15 protein-coding genes are annotated in these 18,723 nt (G+C 62.0%); 5 read left to right on the top strand and 10 right to left on the bottom strand.

Going from position 1 to position 18,723, the window contains the following annotated elements; all coding sequences use genetic code 11:
* Window positions 1-10: 10 nt before the first annotated feature.
* The 3 genes from gmd to E5675_RS10110 form a co-directional block, all read right to left on the bottom strand.
* Entirely contained in the window at window positions 11-1,081 is a 1,071-nt protein-coding gene (gene gmd, locus E5675_RS10120; protein WP_210727639.1) for a GDP-mannose 4,6-dehydratase, read from the bottom strand.
* A gap of 64 nt (window positions 1,082-1,145) precedes the next feature.
* Window positions 1,146-2,222: a hypothetical protein gene (locus E5675_RS10115; RefSeq protein ID WP_136174395.1), complete on the bottom strand. Its 1,077-nt coding sequence runs from the start codon at window positions 2,220-2,222 to the stop codon at window positions 1,146-1,148.
* The gene (locus tag E5675_RS10110; protein ID WP_136174394.1) at window positions 2,216-3,580 is read right to left on the bottom strand and encodes a lipopolysaccharide biosynthesis protein; all 1,365 of its coding nucleotides are present in this window, start codon (window positions 3,578-3,580) and stop codon (window positions 2,216-2,218) included. The genes E5675_RS10115 and E5675_RS10110 overlap by 7 nt, the downstream gene beginning before the upstream one ends.
* A gap of 249 nt (window positions 3,581-3,829) precedes the next feature.
* Between E5675_RS10110 and E5675_RS10105 the strand changes: the two genes are divergently transcribed.
* Entirely contained in the window at window positions 3,830-4,384 is a 555-nt protein-coding gene (locus E5675_RS10105) for a sugar transferase (protein ID WP_058812094.1), read from the top strand.
* 4 nt (window positions 4,385-4,388) lie between these two features.
* Here the strand turns inward: E5675_RS10105 and E5675_RS10100 are convergent, their stop codons facing one another.
* On the bottom strand, window positions 4,389-5,342 hold the full coding sequence (locus E5675_RS10100; protein WP_136174393.1) for an NAD-dependent epimerase/dehydratase family protein: 954 nt from the start codon (window positions 5,340-5,342) through the stop codon (window positions 4,389-4,391).
* A 20-nt stretch (window positions 5,343-5,362) separates the two neighbouring features.
* On the opposite strand from E5675_RS10100, the gene E5675_RS10095 reads away from it, so the two are divergent.
* Window positions 5,363-6,472, top strand: a complete 1,110-nt coding sequence (locus E5675_RS10095; protein ID WP_136174392.1) for a glycosyltransferase family 4 protein — start codon at window positions 5,363-5,365, stop codon at window positions 6,470-6,472.
* A gap of 14 nt (window positions 6,473-6,486) precedes the next feature.
* Here the strand turns inward: E5675_RS10095 and E5675_RS10090 are convergent, their stop codons facing one another.
* From E5675_RS10090 to E5675_RS10065, 6 genes are all read right to left on the bottom strand, one after another.
* Window positions 6,487-7,728: a hypothetical protein gene (locus E5675_RS10090; RefSeq protein ID WP_136174391.1), complete on the bottom strand. Its 1,242-nt coding sequence runs from the start codon at window positions 7,726-7,728 to the stop codon at window positions 6,487-6,489.
* A 17-nt stretch (window positions 7,729-7,745) separates the two neighbouring features.
* Window positions 7,746-9,953 (bottom strand): polysaccharide biosynthesis tyrosine autokinase, encoded by a 2,208-nt coding sequence (locus E5675_RS10085; protein ID WP_136174390.1) that lies wholly within the window; start codon window positions 9,951-9,953, stop codon window positions 7,746-7,748.
* A gap of 29 nt (window positions 9,954-9,982) precedes the next feature.
* Window positions 9,983-10,708 (bottom strand): polysaccharide biosynthesis/export family protein, encoded by a 726-nt coding sequence (locus E5675_RS10080; RefSeq protein ID WP_247594877.1) that lies wholly within the window; start codon window positions 10,706-10,708, stop codon window positions 9,983-9,985.
* A gap of 41 nt (window positions 10,709-10,749) precedes the next feature.
* Window positions 10,750-12,177 (bottom strand): O-antigen ligase family protein, encoded by a 1,428-nt coding sequence (locus tag E5675_RS10075; RefSeq protein ID WP_168707843.1) that lies wholly within the window; start codon window positions 12,175-12,177, stop codon window positions 10,750-10,752.
* 4 nt (window positions 12,178-12,181) lie between these two features.
* Window positions 12,182-14,152: a nucleoside-diphosphate sugar epimerase/dehydratase gene (locus E5675_RS10070; RefSeq protein WP_247594861.1), complete on the bottom strand. Its 1,971-nt coding sequence runs from the start codon at window positions 14,150-14,152 to the stop codon at window positions 12,182-12,184.
* Between the two features lie 203 nt (window positions 14,153-14,355).
* Entirely contained in the window at window positions 14,356-15,147 is a 792-nt protein-coding gene (locus tag E5675_RS10065; RefSeq protein ID WP_136176415.1) for a metallophosphoesterase family protein, read from the bottom strand.
* Between the two features lie 256 nt (window positions 15,148-15,403).
* On the opposite strand from E5675_RS10065, the gene wecB reads away from it, so the two are divergent.
* The 3 genes from wecB (at window position 15,404) to E5675_RS10050 (ending at window position 18,719) form a co-directional block, all read left to right on the top strand.
* Entirely contained in the window at window positions 15,404-16,519 is a 1,116-nt protein-coding gene (gene wecB, locus E5675_RS10060; RefSeq protein ID WP_136174387.1) for a UDP-N-acetylglucosamine 2-epimerase (non-hydrolyzing), read from the top strand.
* Window positions 16,509-17,804, top strand: coding sequence for a UDP-N-acetyl-D-mannosamine dehydrogenase (wecC, locus tag E5675_RS10055; RefSeq protein WP_136174386.1), 1,296 nt, complete (start codon window positions 16,509-16,511; stop codon window positions 17,802-17,804). Before wecB ends, wecC begins: the two co-directional genes overlap by 11 nt.
* Window positions 17,805-17,906: 102 nt before the next feature.
* Window positions 17,907-18,719 (top strand): class I mannose-6-phosphate isomerase, encoded by an 813-nt coding sequence (locus tag E5675_RS10050; RefSeq protein ID WP_247594860.1) that lies wholly within the window; start codon window positions 17,907-17,909, stop codon window positions 18,717-18,719.
* The last annotated feature ends 4 nt before the right edge of the window (window positions 18,720-18,723 follow it).

The following is an 18,723-nucleotide window of genomic DNA, read 5'->3' as shown; positions in this document are numbered from 1 at the left end:
GCGGATACCGTCAGAAAAGCGAGCGGCGGCGCGCGCTGCTGGCCTGTTCGATTTCCGCCTCGACCAGATCGGCGTCGGCCATCTCGTCGACCAGCGACTGGAAGTCGACCTTCGGTACCCAGCCCAGCTTGGTGCGTGCCTTCGTCGCGTCGCCGAGCAGCGTCTCGACCTCCGTCGGACGAAAATATCCCGGATCGACCTCGACGATGCAGGTGCCGTCCGCGAGATACCCCTTCTCGTCGACGCCCTCGCCTTCCCACCGGATATCCATGCCGAGGCGGCGGCCAGCCACTTCGACGAATTCGCGCACGCTATGCTGCTCGCCGGTCGCAATCACGAAATCCTCGGGCTTGTCCTGTTGCAACATCAGCCACTGCATCTCGACATAGTCGCGTGCATGCCCCCAGTCGCGCAACGCGCCGAGATTGCCCAGATACAGGCGCTTTTGAAGCCCCAGCTTGATGCGAGCCAGCGCGCGCGTAATCTTGCGCGTGACGAAGGTTTCGCCGCGGATCGGGGACTCGTGATTGAACAGCACGCCGTTGCAGGCATACATATTATAGGCCTCGCGGTAATTGACCGTGATCCAATAGGCGTAAAGCTTCGCGACGGCATAAGGCGAGCGCGGATAGAAGGGCGTGGTTTCCTTCTGCGGCACTTCCTGCACCAGCCCGTAGAGTTCCGAAGTCGAGGCCTGGTAAAAGCGCGTCTTTTCGGCAAGACCCGAGATTCGCAGGGCCTCGAGGACGCGCAACACCCCGACGGCGTCCGAGTTCGCCGTATATTCGGGTTCCTCGAACGATACCGCGACGTGACTCTGGGCAGCAAGATTATAGAATTCGTCCGGTTCCACCTGCTGAATGACGCGCATCAGGCTGCTCGAATCCGTCATGTCGCCATAATGTAGAGTCAAACTGCCTCCACCTTCGTGCGGGTCGGAATATAGATGATCGATACGCGCCGTATTAAAGATCGAAACGCGCCGCCTGATACCGTGGACCTCGTAGCCCTTCTTGATCAGAAACTCTGCCAGATAGGCACCGTCCTGACCGGTAATACCTGTAATAATTGCCTTTTTCATCAACGAGGTCTTTCAAAATGCAGCGCCGCGCTAACTAGAGAGAGGTGCCGCGCAATGCAACAGATTAGCGTCCTTTAACCCACGCCCGAACGGGTTTGAGCAAAGGGATGTGACTGAGTGCGGAACGGATGCGGTAAGGACTGACGAGGCGGCGCAGCATCGTCGCACGCCCCTCGCTCACCGGCGCGATCTCGCGCGCATGGTGACCGCGATGCGCCGCCAGCAAACCGGCGACTTCTCCGACCCGCCCGTCCAGTATCGCATGCCAGATGATCGTATGCGCCTCGGCATACGACTGCCACGTCAGGCCGGCGACCGCACCTGCGCGCCGATCGACCTCCTCCGCGAGGTCGCGGAACACCGTTTCCAGTTCTTCCTGCGACCATATGGCATGGGTGATACCGCCGGGAAGGTCGACATGAAAGCCCTGCGGCGTGACGATCGTCTTCACCCCTGCGGCCAATGCGTCGAGCGTTCCGAGCGACCCTTCGTCCCGGCCCAGATAGAGATAATAATCGAACGCCGGCACGCGGGCCATCATCTCGACATAGTCGGCCCGGAAATCATCGGTCCCGGGCGAATAGGCGACCTCGGCCCCCGCTGCTTCGAGGAGCGGGATGACGTCTTCCCAGCCGAGGCCGAAAATTTCGAACCGGAACCGGTCGAGACGCATCGTTCGCGCCATTTCAACCAGCATGGCCTCGCGCTTGCGGCCGTCGGCATAGAGCCGGGTGGTCAAGCCGATCACGATGCGCCTCGGTGCGGCCGCGAAATCATGGCCGGGCACCGCAAAAGCAAGCGACGTCTCGCCCACGCCCGCGGCAACCAGCGTGTCGCACGTATGGCTCGACAGCGCGATTCCAACATCGACACCCGAGGTCAGCTCGCTCTTGACCAGGCCTACCTTGTAGGGATCGTCGAGGTGCGTGATGAGCATCGTCGCCGGCGTGTTGTGCGGCACGTTGGCGAAGGCATAGCTCATCCAATGGTTCACGTCGGCGTCGGCGTCCTCGGCCTCGCCCACCGAAACAGCAAAGCCGAAAGCCGGGGCATGTTCGGCGATCCGCGCAGCCATCTTTTCGATGATCCACGACCGATTGTCCTGCGCGAGGACCAAATGCGCCTTGCGGGCCTTTACCATGTCACGATCTTCTTTTTAACGAGCAGTATCCACGAAATGACGAATGCCGCAGCATAGGCGACGGACAGCCCGAGCGCCGCGCCGGAAAGGCTCCAGGATGCCGCACCGATCACCAGCGCCGCGATTCCGATGCCTGCTCCCAGCAAACCCGACCAGGCCTGAAGCGCGGCATTGCCCGACGCGATCGCGACCGAATGCGTCCATATGAACGGCAGTGCGACAACGATCCACAAGGATATCAGGGGATATATCGAAGGGACGTCGCTATATTCGGGCCCGAACACATAATGTGCGAGCGGATAAACCAGTGCCCATCCCGCAAGATATACGAATAACGCAATGGCAAGCAGATAGATCGTGGTCTTTTTCAGAATAGTGGACAGTTCGGCCATCTTCCCGTCGGCGACATAAGCAGCGACGTTCGGCAGAATGACGACGAAGATCGGGTCGACGCATTTCCAAGCCATACCGGCGATACTCTTGGCAATCTTATAGACCGCGACATTATGCTGCGAGAGGAATATCCCGCATATCAGTGTGTCGAGTTCCTTCACCACCGAATCGACCGCAGAAATCGTCTGGCTGCTGAAGAGCAGCTTCGATCGCTCGCGGTAAAAGATCCATAGTTGATCCGCCGCACCGGAGAGACCGGGGATGGGGCCGTAGCTCCGACGGGCGATACCGCGCGCGAGGTACAATATCCACAGGTTGATGACGATCGCCGGCGGAACCTGGACCAGAAATGCCGTTTCGACCGTCGCTTGCCCCAGAAGAAAGACGATGCCGAAACCCAGCAGCCTCAGCGCCCAGTCCAGCGACTGAAGCAGTGCATATTTGTGAATTTTTCCCGAGAGGCGCATGATTCCGATCGCGGGACCAATTCCGACCTTGGCGCCAAACACCCCCAAAGCCGCCAGCCACGGGACCGCTGGATCGACGTCGATTCCGAGCGCTCGCAGAACAAGAAAACCAGCGGGTACCGAAATGCCGAACGCTACGGTTCGCGCGAGTACGTCGAAAAGAAAGAGCGACCGCATGTTGCGCGCCGAATCTTCCGCGCTCGCCTTTTCGCTGAGAACGACGATCGAAACTTCCTGGATACGGTAATCGAACAGCGCGTTTACGACCGTCGGAACCGCCATGGCGAGCGCATAGGCGCCGAAATCCTGTGGCCCGAGCACACGGCCCGCAGCGAGAATATAGAGCGCGCCGAATATGGCGACGCCGAAGCTGGCGGCATATTGCCAAGCCATGTCCCGCAGGGAAAACAGCCGGATCTGTCGAGCCGCATCGCCGAGCCTCGAGAAAAGTCCCATTTTTTCTATTAGTCGATTTCTTGATTGAGGAACTCCGATCACGCCACGTCCGCTCGTCGGTGAGTGACTTGCGAGCGCAGGCGAGGTCGGGAGCAAGATCGCCCGGCCGCCCTATAGGCCGAAGCGCCGACGCGCAACTCTTCTGATGTCGCGACTCCCGCCAGTCGCAACCGGCCTCAAATTTCCAATAGCCCGGAAAGCTCGCGCCATCTATACGCGCGCACCGTGCACTCGGCGGGCGCATCGCATTCCACTTTCCGATCTCAGGACCATGACGGGTATATTTTCGATATGACGAAGCGCTTCATGGATATAACCGTTTCGCTGCTTCTCTTCGTCCCCGCCCTCCTTATCTGCCTGATCGCGAGTCTCGCGATTTTCATCGACATCAGGGCCAATCCGGTTTTCACACAGCGACGAGTGGGCCGTAATCGCCGTCCCTTTACCCTCGTGAAGATGCGGACGATGCCGCCGGACACGCCCCACCTCGCCTCGCATCAGGTCGGTGCGGCCGCGATCAGCCGGACCGGAACGGTTCTGCGCCGGCTCAAGATCGACGAATTACCCCAACTCTGGTGTGTTTTGCGCGGCGAGATGAGCTTGGTCGGCCCTCGCCCCTGCCTCGAAAGCCAGACCGAATTGGTCGCGGAACGGGACAGGCTCGGCGTTTTCCACATTCGGCCCGGGATAACCGGGCTCGCGCAAATTCAGGGCGTCGATATGTCGACCCCGGTCAAGCTTGCTCAGATCGATGCGGCCTACGCCGCAAACCCGAGCGTTATGGCGGATATTTCGATACTTGTTCGAACCGCCATCGGCGGCGGCCGCGGCGACGCGGCCGCCTGATCTTCTACCCCGTTCGCGTCGGCGGGTTCACCGCCCTGCCCATGGCTGCGCGAACAATATCGTCAGGAGGCACCAGCCACTGTGGGCTTGCCGCGCGGGCAAAACGGCCGCCATCGAAAGCCGCGGCGCCAAACAGGCTCTCTCCGCGTCGGCCAAGCAGCTTCTGCAGCATCCGACGCCCCAGTTCTCCAACGGAGAAGACGCGTTTGCGACGCCCCGCCGCGACGAGCATCCTCGCGTAAAGCTCCTCCGACGTGAGCGGCGCGCTGTCGGTCACGATATATGTCCCAGCTTGCCCGGTGCGAATCGCAGCGAGCACCGCTTCGACGAAATTGTCGACGTGCATAAAACTGCGACGCCCCTCGGCGCCCTTCAACGGCAAAGGCAAGCCACGCTCCGCCGCGCGGCGGAAGAGCGCAAAAACGCCGGGCGCATCCTCCGCGATCAGGATCGGCGGACGCAATATCGTCAGAAGGGGCCCGCCGCTCGCAATGCGGTGGAGAGCCTCGTCGCCGCGCAGCTTGCTTCGCCCATAGGGGCTGTCGGGCCGGGGCGTTACGGTGTCATCCAGCAATTCGCCGAAATTGCTGCTACTGGCGACGGCCGCCACGCTGCTGACGTGCACAAACTGCTTCACGGCGGCATTCCGCGCGGCTTCATATAGTCGCTGTGGAATGATTACATTGGCCAGTTCGGCCGCCTCCCCCACGCCCGATTTCTCGCCGACGCAATTCACCACCGTGCCGCACCCGGCAAGAAATCCGGGAATATCGCCCTGCTCCATATCCCGCCGTGACAGGATGCGACATGTCACGCCGTCGCGCGCGAGGCGGGCGGCCAGATGGCGCCCGAGAAAACCGCTGGCACCAGCGATCGCGACTTGCATATCGATCGATTCCTTTACATCAGACCGGATCACTAAATCGGGTGCGGCGCGCGCAGTCGACCATTTTCTCAAATCATTCTCAAACGAGACCTATGAGCAAAATTCTGATCAATGGATCGCATCCGCAGTATCTCGTCAATTTCCGCGGCCCTTTGATTCGCGACCTCATCGCGCGCGGACATGAACTCCATGTCTCGTCGCCCGATCTCGATGGAGAATGGCGCGACGCCGTTCTTGAGCTCGGAGCCACGCCGCACAGCGTCCCGCTGCGTCGCACGCGGATCAGCATATTGGGCGATCTCAATTATCATGGCTTCATCTATCAGCTGATCCGCAAGGTCGGGGCGGATTTTGTCCTCAACTACACTATAAAGCCCAACATTTGGGGAAGTTTGGCCGCCAGCCGCGCCGGAGCGCGGTCGGCAAGCATGGTCACAGGATTGGGGTTTGCCTTTATCGCCGGCGACGGGCTGGCACGCGCGGCGACCCAGAAAATAGCACAGCGCCTTTATCGCATGGCGACCGACGCCAACAGCCATGTCGTCTTTCAGAACCCCGACGATCTCGCCGATTTCATCGCGGCGGGAAGCCTCCGCAAGCCGGACAAGGCTGTGATCGTCAACGGCTCGGGCCTCGACCTCGATCATTATGATGTCGCGCCGCTTCCGCCCGCCCCCGTGTTCCTCAGCCTCGCCCGCCTTTTGCGGAGCAAGGGGCTGGAGGAATATGCCGAAGCCGCGGCGCAAGTCAGGACCACCATACCGGCGGCGCGTTTCCTGCTGGCCGGGATGCTCGATACCGGTCCCGATGCGGTAAGCCGGGAACAACTCGACCGCTGGATCGCCTCGGGTATCGAATATCTCGGTCATTTGAACGACGTACGTCCCGCCATTGCGCAAGCGTCGGTATTCGTCCTCCCGTCGTGGCGCGAGGGCACACCCCGCACCGTATTGGAAGCGATGGGGATGGGGCGGCCCATCATCACCACCGACGCGCCAGGATGCCGCGAGACGACTGTCGATGGCGTAAACGGGCTCCTCGTCCCGGTTCGGGATGCCGGCGCCCTCGCCGATGCGATGATCCGGCTTGCACGCGATTCCTCTCTGCGGGCCGCATGGGGTACCGAAAGCCGGCGAATGGCCGAAGAGAAATATTCGGTGGACAAGGTCAATCAGTCGCTGATCGAAGGCCTTGGCCTATAAGGATTCCAATATCCTTACCGCGCCTTTCCGGGAGCGCGGCCTCCGGCCAAGGACAATTTGCCGATCGAGAACAAGCTCGGGTTGCGGCCGATGCCCCCGGCGACGCGCATATCGAGCCGGACGAGTCTGCAGCCATCCGGTACCCGCAGCTCATGCGTCCGCTTCAGCGGCACGGACGTTGCAAGCAGATCGTTGGACCGGATGATCGTTTTCACCGACGGGCCCAGCAGGCACGTCATCTCCCAATTTGCCGATGCTTGCAAATTGGGCGTTCGATCGATCACCTGCCAACGGAATGCCGAACCGGCAGGGGGCGTGAAAATCTTGCTGGCTGCGATCCCGACCGTACCGGGCGCGCCCGTTATTTCCAGTCCGGTCTGGCCGTCGTCAAGCGCGATCGGAACCGCGCCTTGCTCTGCCCCATCAGCAAATGCCCAGACGAAGGGAGGATACCCCTCGGTTGCGTCGGCGGTCACGCTCACGCCATGCAAGCTCTCTTTTTCCGCGCCGGGCAGCTGCGGGTGCAATCGCAGTGCTAGTTCATATTGCTTTTCCTGAAACAGCCTGCCGACCAGCTGCGCATAGATGGGACGGATATACGGAACATCGGGCGCAACCGCCCGGCGGTCGATCAACAGCTGCGCAACCGGGGCCGAACGCGGCAGCCTTGTTACCGCTGCCTGGACAAGATCCAAAATCCACGGATTATCACGCCTGATATAGGGAGCAAGGTGGCGGCGTCCCTCAGGCGACATGATGATCATAGCGAGCGCTGGCATCATCTCGGTGGTGGCGCGATGATCACCGCGAAACATCAGGTCGAAGTGACGTATCCCCTCGGCCGGCGAGCCATAGCGCAAATTATCTTGCGCCAGCCAGAGCTGGACCGCCCCGTCACGCCGCGACAGGCGATCGGATTGGCGCATCGCCTTTCGCGCATCTGCCATATTGCCTTCGATCTCCAGCCCCTTGCCGACGAGCCACAAGGAACGCGGATTCAAAGGGGCGAGCTTCAGCGTGGCGCGCCCGGTATCGATCAGCCGCTCAGAATCGACCTTTTTACCAGGCTCGTACACGCTGATCGCCAGACGCATCTGCCCACTGCGCCAGGAAAAAAATCCGGCACCGAGGGGACGGAAACTGTCGATCGCCAGTCCGATTGAGGCCGCGGCCTGCGAGAATGCGAGCACCGCCAGAAAAAGACCGCAAAGCCAGCCCAGAAAAAGCTTCAGCCCAATTGTTCTCGCGCCCGTCACGCCCTTACCGTCCTCGCTCAGTTAGCGCCGTCAGTGGCAGCAGCATCCTTGCCATAACTATATCCATAGCCGTAGCCGTAGCCATAGCCCGACTGACGCGCTCGATATTTGGTGAGCAGCGCCCCGAGGATGTGGGCACGCGACTCCCGAAGACGTGTGATCGCCGCTTGCGAGGCGCGTACCGCCGTCCGGTCGGCTTCGATCACATAGATCAGACCCTCGACCACATTGGCGATAAGCGGTGCATCGGACAGTCCGAGCATCGGCGGGCTGTCGAGGATAACATGGTCAAAGCGTTCCGAAAGCGCGCGGACCAGCGAGGCGAGACGGTCACCGCTAAGAAGTTCCGAAGCGCTCGGCGGCACCGGCCCCGCGCTGATGAAGCTGACGTTGGACTTGCCGATCGTCTGAATGAGGTCTTCCCAATTATCCTCGCCGGCAAGGAAGTTCGACACCCCTTTCGAATTGTCGAGACCGAGCCGCGTCGCCACGACGGGACGGCGCATGTCGACATCGACCAGAACCACCGAACCCGATGTGCGGCCAATGACGCGTGCAAGCGAATAGGCCGAAGTCGATTTCCCTTCCGAAGGCGACGTGCTGGTCAGCGCCATCGTCCGCGGCAATCCGTGGTCGGTCGAGAAGCCCAGATTTGTTCGGACGGTCATATAGGCTTCGGACAGAATGGATTTCGGATCCTCGATATCCGAAAGCACCTCGTCGTCAACCACCGGGATCGCGCCGAGCAAAGGAACGCCGAGCCGGTCCGATATCTGCTGCGGCTCACGTACGCTTTCGTCGAGATTTTCGAGGATTACGACGGTCAACCCAGCGAAGAGCAAGCCCAACAAAAGCGCCGCCGCGAGGTTCAGAACCAAACGGGGCGACGACGGCTTGACCGGATTGACCGCATCATCGACGACCGAGATATTGTTCGTGCCGACGCCGGCAACGCCGATTTCCTTGTAGCGTTGTAACAGCCCGTCATACAGTTCGCGATTGGTATCCACCTCACGCTGATAGATATTATACTGGATGCTCGAACGGTTTTCCGTATCGAGGCGGCCCAGCAATCTGTCGACCCGGGCGCGAAGATCCGTTTCCCGCTGGACCGCCGCATTATAGTCCGCGCTGTACGCTCCGCGAACGCGCGTTTCCTCGGCCGAAATCGCACGATCGAGGGCCGCGACCTTCTCCCGCGCGGCCTGGGCCTGCGGATATTCGGGTTCGAACTGGACCAGCAATTCCTGGTAGGCAGCGTTGGCTTCCGCGCGCCGCTGACGCAGCGTACTCAGCGACTGGTTCGAAAGACCGAGCTGCGTAGCGCCAGGCGCCCGCGCTGCGCTCAGCTTCGATTCGGCTTCGGCCCGTTCTGCGGTTGCCTGGACGAGAAGACGATTGAGCTGTTCCAGATCGCTCGACGCCAAGGTCTGGGTCGTCCGTGTCCGCCCGTCCTCCCCCTGGATTTCCGACAGTCGTACAATGCCCTGTCGCGCGGCGTAGTTCACAAGGTCGCGTTCGGATTTTTCCAACCGGTCGCGCAGCCCCTGCAGACGTCCTTCGAGATAGATGCGCGCATCCGCCGTCGACGCCAAGCGGCGATCCATGCTTTGTTGCACAAATTCGTTCACCCAGGTACTTGCGATCAGGCGCGACAATTGCGGCGAAGCGCTGGAATAGCTGACGTCCACGAGCGCCGAGCCGCGCAGCGGCGAGATCCCGACATTGTCGAGCAACAATTCGACCGCCTGCCGCTCGCGTTCGCGAAGATCTGCGGCCGAAACCGGGCCCGAACGGACGCCGGAAAGCAATCCTTCGCCCTCAGGCGTTTCGCCATGCGCTGCGAAAAATTCGGGATTACGCGCCAGCCGCAAACGACGCTCGACCCGCTCCGCGAGCGAACGCGCGTTGAGCAACGAATATTGGGTGAGGTAGAATTCCTGATCGGGAGCGCTACTTTCTCGCTTCAATCCTTCGACGTTGGTCACATTGGCTTGTTCACGAGCGATTTCGATGCGCGATGTCGCTGTATATTGCGGCGTCATCAACAGGGTGATGATTGCCCCTGCCACGGTGACCGCTGCCACAATGGCAAGCGCCAGCCAGATATGGCGCCGCCCGGCGTTCCAATATTCCAGCAGCACCGGCGCAGACCAGAAGGGCCTTTCGGCCGCCCTTTCCGGTATCGCCGTGTTACCCACCGCAGTCGTCGTCATGTTTGACATCAGGGAGTTTCTCGCTCGATTTCTATAAATCAGTTGTTGTTGTCCAGAACCGCCACCAGCGGCGATACGAACAGCGGTGAAACAGATACGATCTGCTGGAACAGTCGGCGCCCCGGCGAATCGCCGACCACCACGATGTCGTTGGGATAAAGCACGGGGTCGGCATAGGCGCCGCGGCGTACTGCCGCCAGATCATAGAGTGCGATCATCTGGCGCCCGTTCACCTCGCGATGAATGACGACCTCGCGCAAGCGCGCGAATTCGGTGGCCCCGCGCGCGGCTGCAACGGCGCGCATCAACGTCATTCCGGGAAGGATCGGATAGTTGCCCGGCTGAGCCACTTCGCCGTCGACCGTCACGAAATTGCTCACCGACTGTTCGAGGTTAACCGCGACCCGCGGGTTGCGGACATAACCGGCGCGCAATTGTTCGGTGATCCGGTTCGTTGCCTCGCCCAGCGACAGGCCGGAAACCTGGACAACGCCGGCGATGGGCAGGGAAATATTGCCCGAGCCGTCGACCGTAACGCGCCGGTCCGCAAGATCTTCGATACCCATGACGTCGACAATCAGCTTGTCGAACGGCCCGACCTTATAGTCGTAATTCTGGTCGGCACCGGTCTGCCCCTGCGGCCCCGGGAGCTCGGACATGTCGACGCGAGTCACCGAAGGACCGCCCAGCCCTTGGCCTACAAGACCCGACGCGCAGCCGGCAAGCAACACGGCAAGCGCGATCGCGGTGACGCGAGGAATCATTTTCACGCCGGTTTTCGTAATATTACGCCGCATAATTCCAGTCACTTCCGATTAAATCCATAAGCATTGGCGCACCATACCGCTGCGATCGTAATATAAAGCAGGAGCGACGGAACTCGCAGCGGATAGTCGGTCACACTGGCGAGGGCAAGCATTGCCACGACCGCGAAACCCGCGCGGCCCAATATCTGTGCCGCATAGTCCGATTCCTCGGCGACGGCGCCGCGACGGCGCCAGAGCGACGCGAACGCGACGCTCGCCATATACGCTGCCCACAACAGCAGGAGGAGAGCCGGCAAGCCGCCGGTAAGGAGCCATTCGAGATAATCGTTGTGCGCGTGGTTGAAATAGAATTGGGATACCAATCTGTCGGGTTCAGAGATCTGATATACTTCCACAAAGGTTCCGATACCGCTGCCGAACGGGAAGAAACGCCCCGTCGCTTCGGCGAGAATCGGAAAGGCGCTGAAGCGGAGTTCCGACGCAGGATCGGTCTCCAAAATGCGGTCGAGCGCCGGCGTGTTCGCGGCAACAACCAGCCCTATGACGAGCAGGAATGTCGCTATCCCCAGCCCCACAAGGCGGGAGCGGTGCCTGCCGCGCATTCCGACGACGCGGCCCTGCGCGGCCGGCGCGCGATAGACCCACCACGCGAAGACCAAACCGGCTACGGCGAGCACCATGCCGGCGCGCGATCCGGTCATCAGGATGAACGAAAGCAAAAGGCACGCCCCCGTCAGCGTCATCGCCTTGTGAAAGAAGAGCGTATCCGGCTTCCCCTTGAAGAGCGAAAGATTGGCGGCAAGAAGCGGATAGAGCGTGGCCAGCAGCGCCGCCTGATGGTTGCGATTGGCGAACAGCCCGACCCCAAGGCCGTTGTTGGTAATGCGGTAGAAATAGAGTGCGCCGTTCGACGGGCCTATCGCCTGGATCATGCCGATGACGCCGCTCAAAAGGCCGACGACGATCAGGAACTGCAATAGCTGCCGGTGCCGCCGCAAGTCGAGGGCCAGCGCGGCGATCAAAAGGGCGACCGGCCCCATCAGGGAGAAAAGCGCATTCCACGTCCGCGCCTGCGCCATCGACAGCGGCTGCCAGGGCAATTCCATTCCGGCCGCCCGGTAAACATCGGTGACGACCTCGCGTCCCGGCAAGGCCGTCCAGACGGCCGGCGGCAACGGAATCACATGCAGCACCAGCAACAGGACGACGGCCAGCGCGAACAGCAGCAGCGGCTTCCCGCGTCGCCAGGCCTCCCCGCCACAGGTGACCGCCGCGACGCAAAGCAGGACCGCTGACAAGGGGCGCCAGATCAGCAAGGACACGATATCGTCGCGGCCGCTGCCCGCCATCAGAAAGGCTGCCCCCAAGAGGACAAGCGCGATCACAAATGCCGGGCGCCCCGGACCGTCAACGCCGGCCCTGCCCCGAATCCTGTTCAAGAAACTAGTCTGCATAAAGTCGTGCACTCGCTCAGGCGCCCGCAGCGCGCAAGTTCCCGATCCGTTCGGGAGCCGTCGAGCGGTCGGTTTGCGCATAGTCAGGAACTGCGCGGCGAACAACCGCCATTGCCTTGTCGACATCCGCCCTGTCGAGCGCCTGCTCCAGTTCGTCGAGCAGCACCGCAAGTTCGGTCCAACCGAGCTTCGCTTCCTGCGCGCGCATGATGCGACTATGTTCGGTCGGCAACGGATTGTCGCCGAGCAACAATTCTTCGTACATTTTTTCGCCGGGGCGAAGCCCGACCTCCTCGATCGCTATGTCTCCATCGGGACTGGTTTCGTCGCGAACGGTGCATCCCGACAGTTGGATCATCGAATAAGCGAGGTCATAGATGCGAATGGGCTGACCCATGTCGAGCACGAAGACCTCGCCCCCTTTCGCCATCGCACCCGCCTGCATCACCAGCTGGGCCGCCTCCGGGATCGTCATGAAAAATCGCGTGACGTCGCGATGCGTCAGCGTGATGGGCCCTCCCGCAGCGATCTGTGCCCGAAAACGCGGCACGACGGACCCGCTCGAACCCAGCACGTTGCCGAACCGCACCATCGAAAAAACGGTGCCGCTTTTCACATCGGCGCGCGCCTGCAGAACCAGCTCGCAGATGCGCTTCGAGGCACCCATGATGTTGGTCGGGCGCACCGCCTTGTCGGTGCTGACGAGAATGAAGCGAGACGCGCCGACCCGTTCGGCTTCGATACAGCAGCGATAAGTGCCGAATACATTGTTGCGAAGACCTGAGATCGGGTTCGCCTCGACCAGCGGCACATGCTTGTAGGCGGCCGCATGAAACACCGTTTGCGGCAGGTGGCGGTCCATGATGCGCGCCGCCACCAACGGCTCCGAAATATCGGCGAGCTCTGCGACAATCTCGGCCCCGTCATCCGCCGCGACGCTTTCTTCGAGTTCGGTATGAATCGTGTAGAGCGCGAACTCCGACTGTTCGACGAGGATCAGGCGGCGCGGGCGGCGCGCAAGGATCTGCCGGCACAATTCCGACCCGATCGAGCCCCCGGCACCCGAAACCAGTACGACTTTGTCCTCGATGGCACCCTTTAACAAGAATTCGTCCGGCGGGACGGCGTCTCGGCCAAGCAGCTCCTCGACCTGGACATCGCGCAAATCCCGGACCGAAACCTTGCCGTCCAGGATGCTCGCCATGCTGGGGAGCGAACGGACACGCACCGAATGGGGCTTCAGCTGTTCGACGATCTGCAATCGCCGCGAACGAGGTACGCTCGGCAACGCCAAAAGTATTTCGTCGAGCGCCAACTCGCCGATCACGCGGCCGATATCGCCTGTGCCGTAAATCCGGACGCCATCGATCCGGTGCCCTTCGACGCTCGGGTCGTCGTCGAGATAGCCTGCGAGCGCCACTTGGCCGTCCTGCCGGATCGCGAACGCGAGTTGCTGCCCTGCCCGCCCGGCCCCATAAATCGCCACACGCTGACCGCGCGCCTGCCGGGCGACATGCAGAATGTCGACCAGCGCATAACGGATCGCGATGCGGCTGAGGGCAAGCAAAAGCAGGAAGATCATCGGCTGCAGCACCCCGATTGTCCGCGGCACCCCGGCAATCCCGATGAACATGAATATCGTGATCATTGGCAGCGAGACAAGCAGGCAAGCGGCCGCGAGGTCCATCATCGTCCTGCCGCCTGCGAAGCGGATGATCGATCTATAGATGCTGCACCAGCGGGCGGCGATCAGCCAGGATGGAATGACCGTCGCCAGAACGATCCCGACTGCGGGGCTGACAAGATCCCACTCACCAAGACGGATGGAAAACGCCAGCCAGACCGAAATCAGGCAGAGCACCAGGTCCATGGCCAGCGCGATCAGGCGGCGTAGCGGACGCGGGAGGTCGGCCAGCCGCCGCAATCCCGCAACGATCGACATGATGATAAAGGTGGAAAAGTCATCGGATCGAGGCCGAATCGTCATGGAAGCTGTCCAACTTTCGCAGAATTGGTCTTAATGATGAGGGCATTCCGCGTTGCCAAAGCCAACCCTTATCAACTTCATCCCGAAGGAGAAGGCGCAATCCCCGTCGATATAGGGAGAGAGAGGGTCACGCAACGGCAAAGGCCGGGTTATGGGGAAGCCTTTAGGCCGAGATCAATATCAGCCAAAGGCACCCTCTTTGGCTATGCCGCCGCGAGGCCGGACACCGAAACCCCCTTGGTCCTCAGATAGCATCTTGCCGTCCCCTCGAGGACGATCGCCGTCAAAACGCCTGATTGATAGGCGCCCGTATCGATACCGATGCGGTTCGGGCATTCGTCGATTTCGTCGCGGATCGTATGCCCATGGACGACCATAACCCCGTGATCGCGTTCATCCTGCAGGAAATCTTCCCGGATCCAGCGCAGGTCGGCGAGCGATTGCCGTTCCAGAGCTACGCCAGGGCGGATGCCGGCGTGGACGAAAACATAGTCGCCGATCGTGATGATGTCTTCGCCCTGGCCCAGGAAATCGACATGCGCCGCAGGCACCATCGCGGGAAGACGCTCGGCCACCTCCTCGAAGCTCGCGGACGTGAGGCTCAGATCGTCGTTCCAATAGCTGGCGACGGTGGCGTCGCCACCTATCCGCATGAAATAGCGCAAACGGCGGACATCGCCGGTCAGCGCCGCCAGAAAACATTCCTCGTGATTGCCGATCAGCAAACGCAAATCCTCGAACTCTTCGCGCAGGCGGATCGCCCGCTCGACGACCTCGGCGGATTGCGGACCGCGGTCCACCAGGTCGCCAAGGAGTATCAGTGTCACCCGCGCAGGACCGCGCGTCATATTATCGGCGCGGATCAGGTCGACGAGCTCCGAAAAAAGATCGTCGCGTCCATGAATGTCGCCGATCGCATAGACGCGTTGCCCCGCAGGGATGGCAAAGCTGTCCCGCGCGGAGGGATCGGGCTTGCTCTTGCGCTTCCAGAACATCAAAAGGTCCAACTTCCAAATAATTTCGCTGGCGACGCGGGCGAGCCGGGCCATCAGGCGCCCAGCGCCCCTAGCCTCCCGGCCGGCAAGAGACAATAACGGCTTGGCGAGGCAGATGTTGCACTCGGTCTGCCGGATCGCTTTATGCGGCGAACGGGGTGGTTTAAGGGTGTCGCAATCTTTGCTGCTTAATCAAGCATTAGCCACCCGGCCATTGCCCGTTTGCGGGGGGCGACCAATGCCAGAGGATCGATAGATGAAAGTGATGGCGGTCTTCGGTACGCGCCCCGAAGCGATCAAGATGTTTCCCGTCGTTCATGCTCTACAGGGACATGATGCGATCGACGTGCGCGTCTGCGTGACCGCACAGCATCGCGAAATGCTCGATCAGGTTCTCGAAATTGCACGCATCACGCCCGAGGTCGACCTCGACGTGATGACCCCCAACCAGTCGCTCGACGCGTTGCTCGCTAAACTCGTCACCAGCCTCGGCGAGACGTTCGATCGCGAAACGCCCGACCGTATCCTCGTCCACGGCGACACGCTGACAACGATGGCGGCGACGCTCGCCGCCTATTTCCGCAAGATTCCCGTGGGTCATGTCGAGGCGGGACTGCGCAGCGGCAATATCTATCATCCCTGGCCCGAGGAGGTGAACCGCAAGGTGGCGGGCGCGGTCGCCGATCTGCATTTCGCGCCAACCGAAACGGCGGCCGCCGCCTTGCGCGCCGAAAATGTGCCTGCGGAGCGAATCCACATCACCGGCAACACCGTGATCGACGCGCTGCTCGCGACGAAAGCACGGATCGACGACGAGCCTTCGCTCGCCGCGGGTCTCGATCCCCTGGCCGCGCGTTTTACGGGCCGGCGGATCATCGCGGTCACCTCGCACCGCCGCGAGAATTTCGGCGAGGGCATGAAAGCCATCGCCGAGGCGATCGCCGGGATCGCCGCGCGCGACGATGTCGCGGTCGTTTTTCCGGTCCATCCCAACCCGCATGTACGCAGCGCTATGGAGCCAATCCTCGGCAATCTCGCCAATGTCGCGCTGATCGATCCCCTCGACTATCCGCATTTCGTCCGGCTGCTCGGGATGTGCAGTCTGGTCCTCACCGACAGCGGCGGGGTGCAGGAGGAAGCGCCCTCGCTCGGCAAACCGGTTCTCGTGATGCGCGAGACGACCGAGCGCCCCGAGGGCATCGCAGCGGGCACCGCGCGGCTCGTCGGCACCGACAAAAATCGCATCGTTTCTGAAATTTTCAGCCTTTTGGACGATGAAACCGCCTATAATGCCATGGCGCGCGCCCATAATCCCTTCGGGGATGGCCGCGCGGCGGAACGAATATCGGAGATTGTTGCGCGTGCCCATTGATAGCGAACAGACGGTCACCGTCCTCGGCCTCGGCTATATCGGCCTGCCCACCGCCGCGCTGATCGCGCGCTCGGGCAACAAGGTCACCGGCGTCGATGTCAGCCAGCATGTCGTCGACACCGTCAACAACGGCAAGGTGCACATCGAGGAAGTCGATCTCGACGGGCTCGTCCAGGGCGTCGTGTCGCGCGGCGCGCTCACCGCCTCGACCGAAGTCGCTCCCGCCGACGTATTCGTCATCGCCGTGCCGACGCCGCACGACGAGGAACATCGCCCCGACATCGGCCACGTTCTTTCGGCCGCGCGCGCGATCGCGCCCCGGCTCCAGCCGGGCAATCTCGTCATCCTCGAATCGACCTCGCCCGTCGGCACGACCGAAAAGGTCGCCGCGCTGCTCGCCGAGCTCCGCCCCGACCTCAAGGTGCCGGGCGCTTGCTCGGGCGCCGCCGACATCTTCGTCGCTTATTGCCCCGAGCGCGTCCTTCCGGGCCGCATCCTTGTCGAGCTCGTCGACAACGACCGCTGCATCGGCGGCATCACCCCGCGCTGCGCGCGTCGCGCGATGACCTTCTACCGCCAGTTCGTGCGCGGCGCCTGCGTCACCACCTCGGCGCGCGCCGCCGAAATGGTGAAGCTGGTCGAAAACAGCTATCGCGACGTCAACATCGCCTTCGCCAACGAACTTTCGATGATGGCCGAGCATATGGGGGTCGACGTGTGGGAGGTGATCCGCCTTGCCAACCGTCACCCGCGCGTCAACATCCTTCAGCCGGGCCCCGGCGTCGGCGGCCATTGCATCGCAGTCGATCCATGGTTCCTCGTCCATGGCGCGCCCGAGCACAGCCGCCTGATCCGCACCGCGCGCGAGGTCAATCTTGCCAAGACCGCGCATGTCATCGGCGCCGCCGAAATGCTGGTGTCGCAGCATCCCGGCGCGCGCGTTGCCTGCCTCGGCCTCGCCTTCAAGCCCAATATCGACGATTTCCGCGAAAGCCCCGCGGTCGAGGTCGCCGCCGCGCTCGCGCGTCGCTTCGGCAAGCAGATCGAGATCGTCGAACCCTATGCGCGTGGCCTGCCGATGGAATTCGCGGGCACCGGGGCCGAACTGATCGACCTCGACAGCGCGCTGGCGGGTTGTGACCTGCTGATCGTCCTCGTCGATCACGACCTCTTCAAGTCGATCCCGATCGAGGAACGCGGCGACAAGATCGTTTATGACACCCGCGGCCTGTGGCTCGACCAGCCGAGCGGTGCGAACGGCAGCCGCCTGCACAGAGCGGCCTGACCTTCCTGCTCGCTTTTGCGCAGCAAAGTAGCCATTATCGGCTATCGATCAATCTCCATCAGGCGCCGTCCCGGCGGAAAGAACGACAGATTCCGACCTTACATGCCGATACTGAAACGCCTCGAAACCATCATTGTCGAAAAGCCGTGGGGGCGCACCGACATTCCGAGGGATTTCGGCGATTTCGGCGACCGACGAGTGGGTGAGATATGGTTTGCGCACCCGGGCGGCGCCGACGCCCCGATCATGGTCAAATTCCTCTTCACCTCGGAACGGCTATCGATCCAGGTCCATCCCGGCGACGACGACGCGCAGGCGGCGGGCTATCCACGCGGCAAGGAAGAATGCTGGCTGGTGCTCGATGCCGAACCCGATGCCGAGCTCGGCGTCGGCCTTGTCGCACCAACGACCCGCGAATTGCTGCACGACGCCGCGCTCGACGGTTCGATCGTCGACATGATCGACTGGCGCGCGGCAAAGCCCGATGATTTCGTCTATAACCGGGCCGGCACGATCCACGCGATCGGCGCGGGGCTCACCGTCGTCGAGGTGCAGCAGAATGTCGACTGCACCTATCGCCTCTATGACTATGGCCGGCCGCGTGAGCTGCATCTCGATGCCGGTCTCGCGGTATCGGAGACCGCTCCGCGACCCGACCACCGCGATGGCCGCGTCGACGCGAGCGCAAACCGCATGCTTGTCGACGGTCCGCACTTCCGCCTGCTCCACCTCTCAGGGCTCGAGGCCGTAACATTCCTGCCACGGGAAACGGCCGACTTCACCTTCACCCCATTGTCACGGGGGTGCAGCATTGCCGGCGAAACGGTAAAGCTGGGCGAATGCGTGGCGACGGATCGCGCAGACGCCATCGCGCTCGCGTCCGGCGCGCGCGCACTGCTATGTTGGCCCGCCTGATTTC

The sequence above is a fragment of the Sphingopyxis sp. PAMC25046 genome (assembly GCF_004795895.1).
Classification (GTDB): domain Bacteria; phylum Pseudomonadota; class Alphaproteobacteria; order Sphingomonadales; family Sphingomonadaceae; genus Sphingopyxis.
The sequence above is the reverse complement of the archived record's forward strand: the minus strand, read 5'-3'. Positions and strand labels throughout refer to the sequence as shown.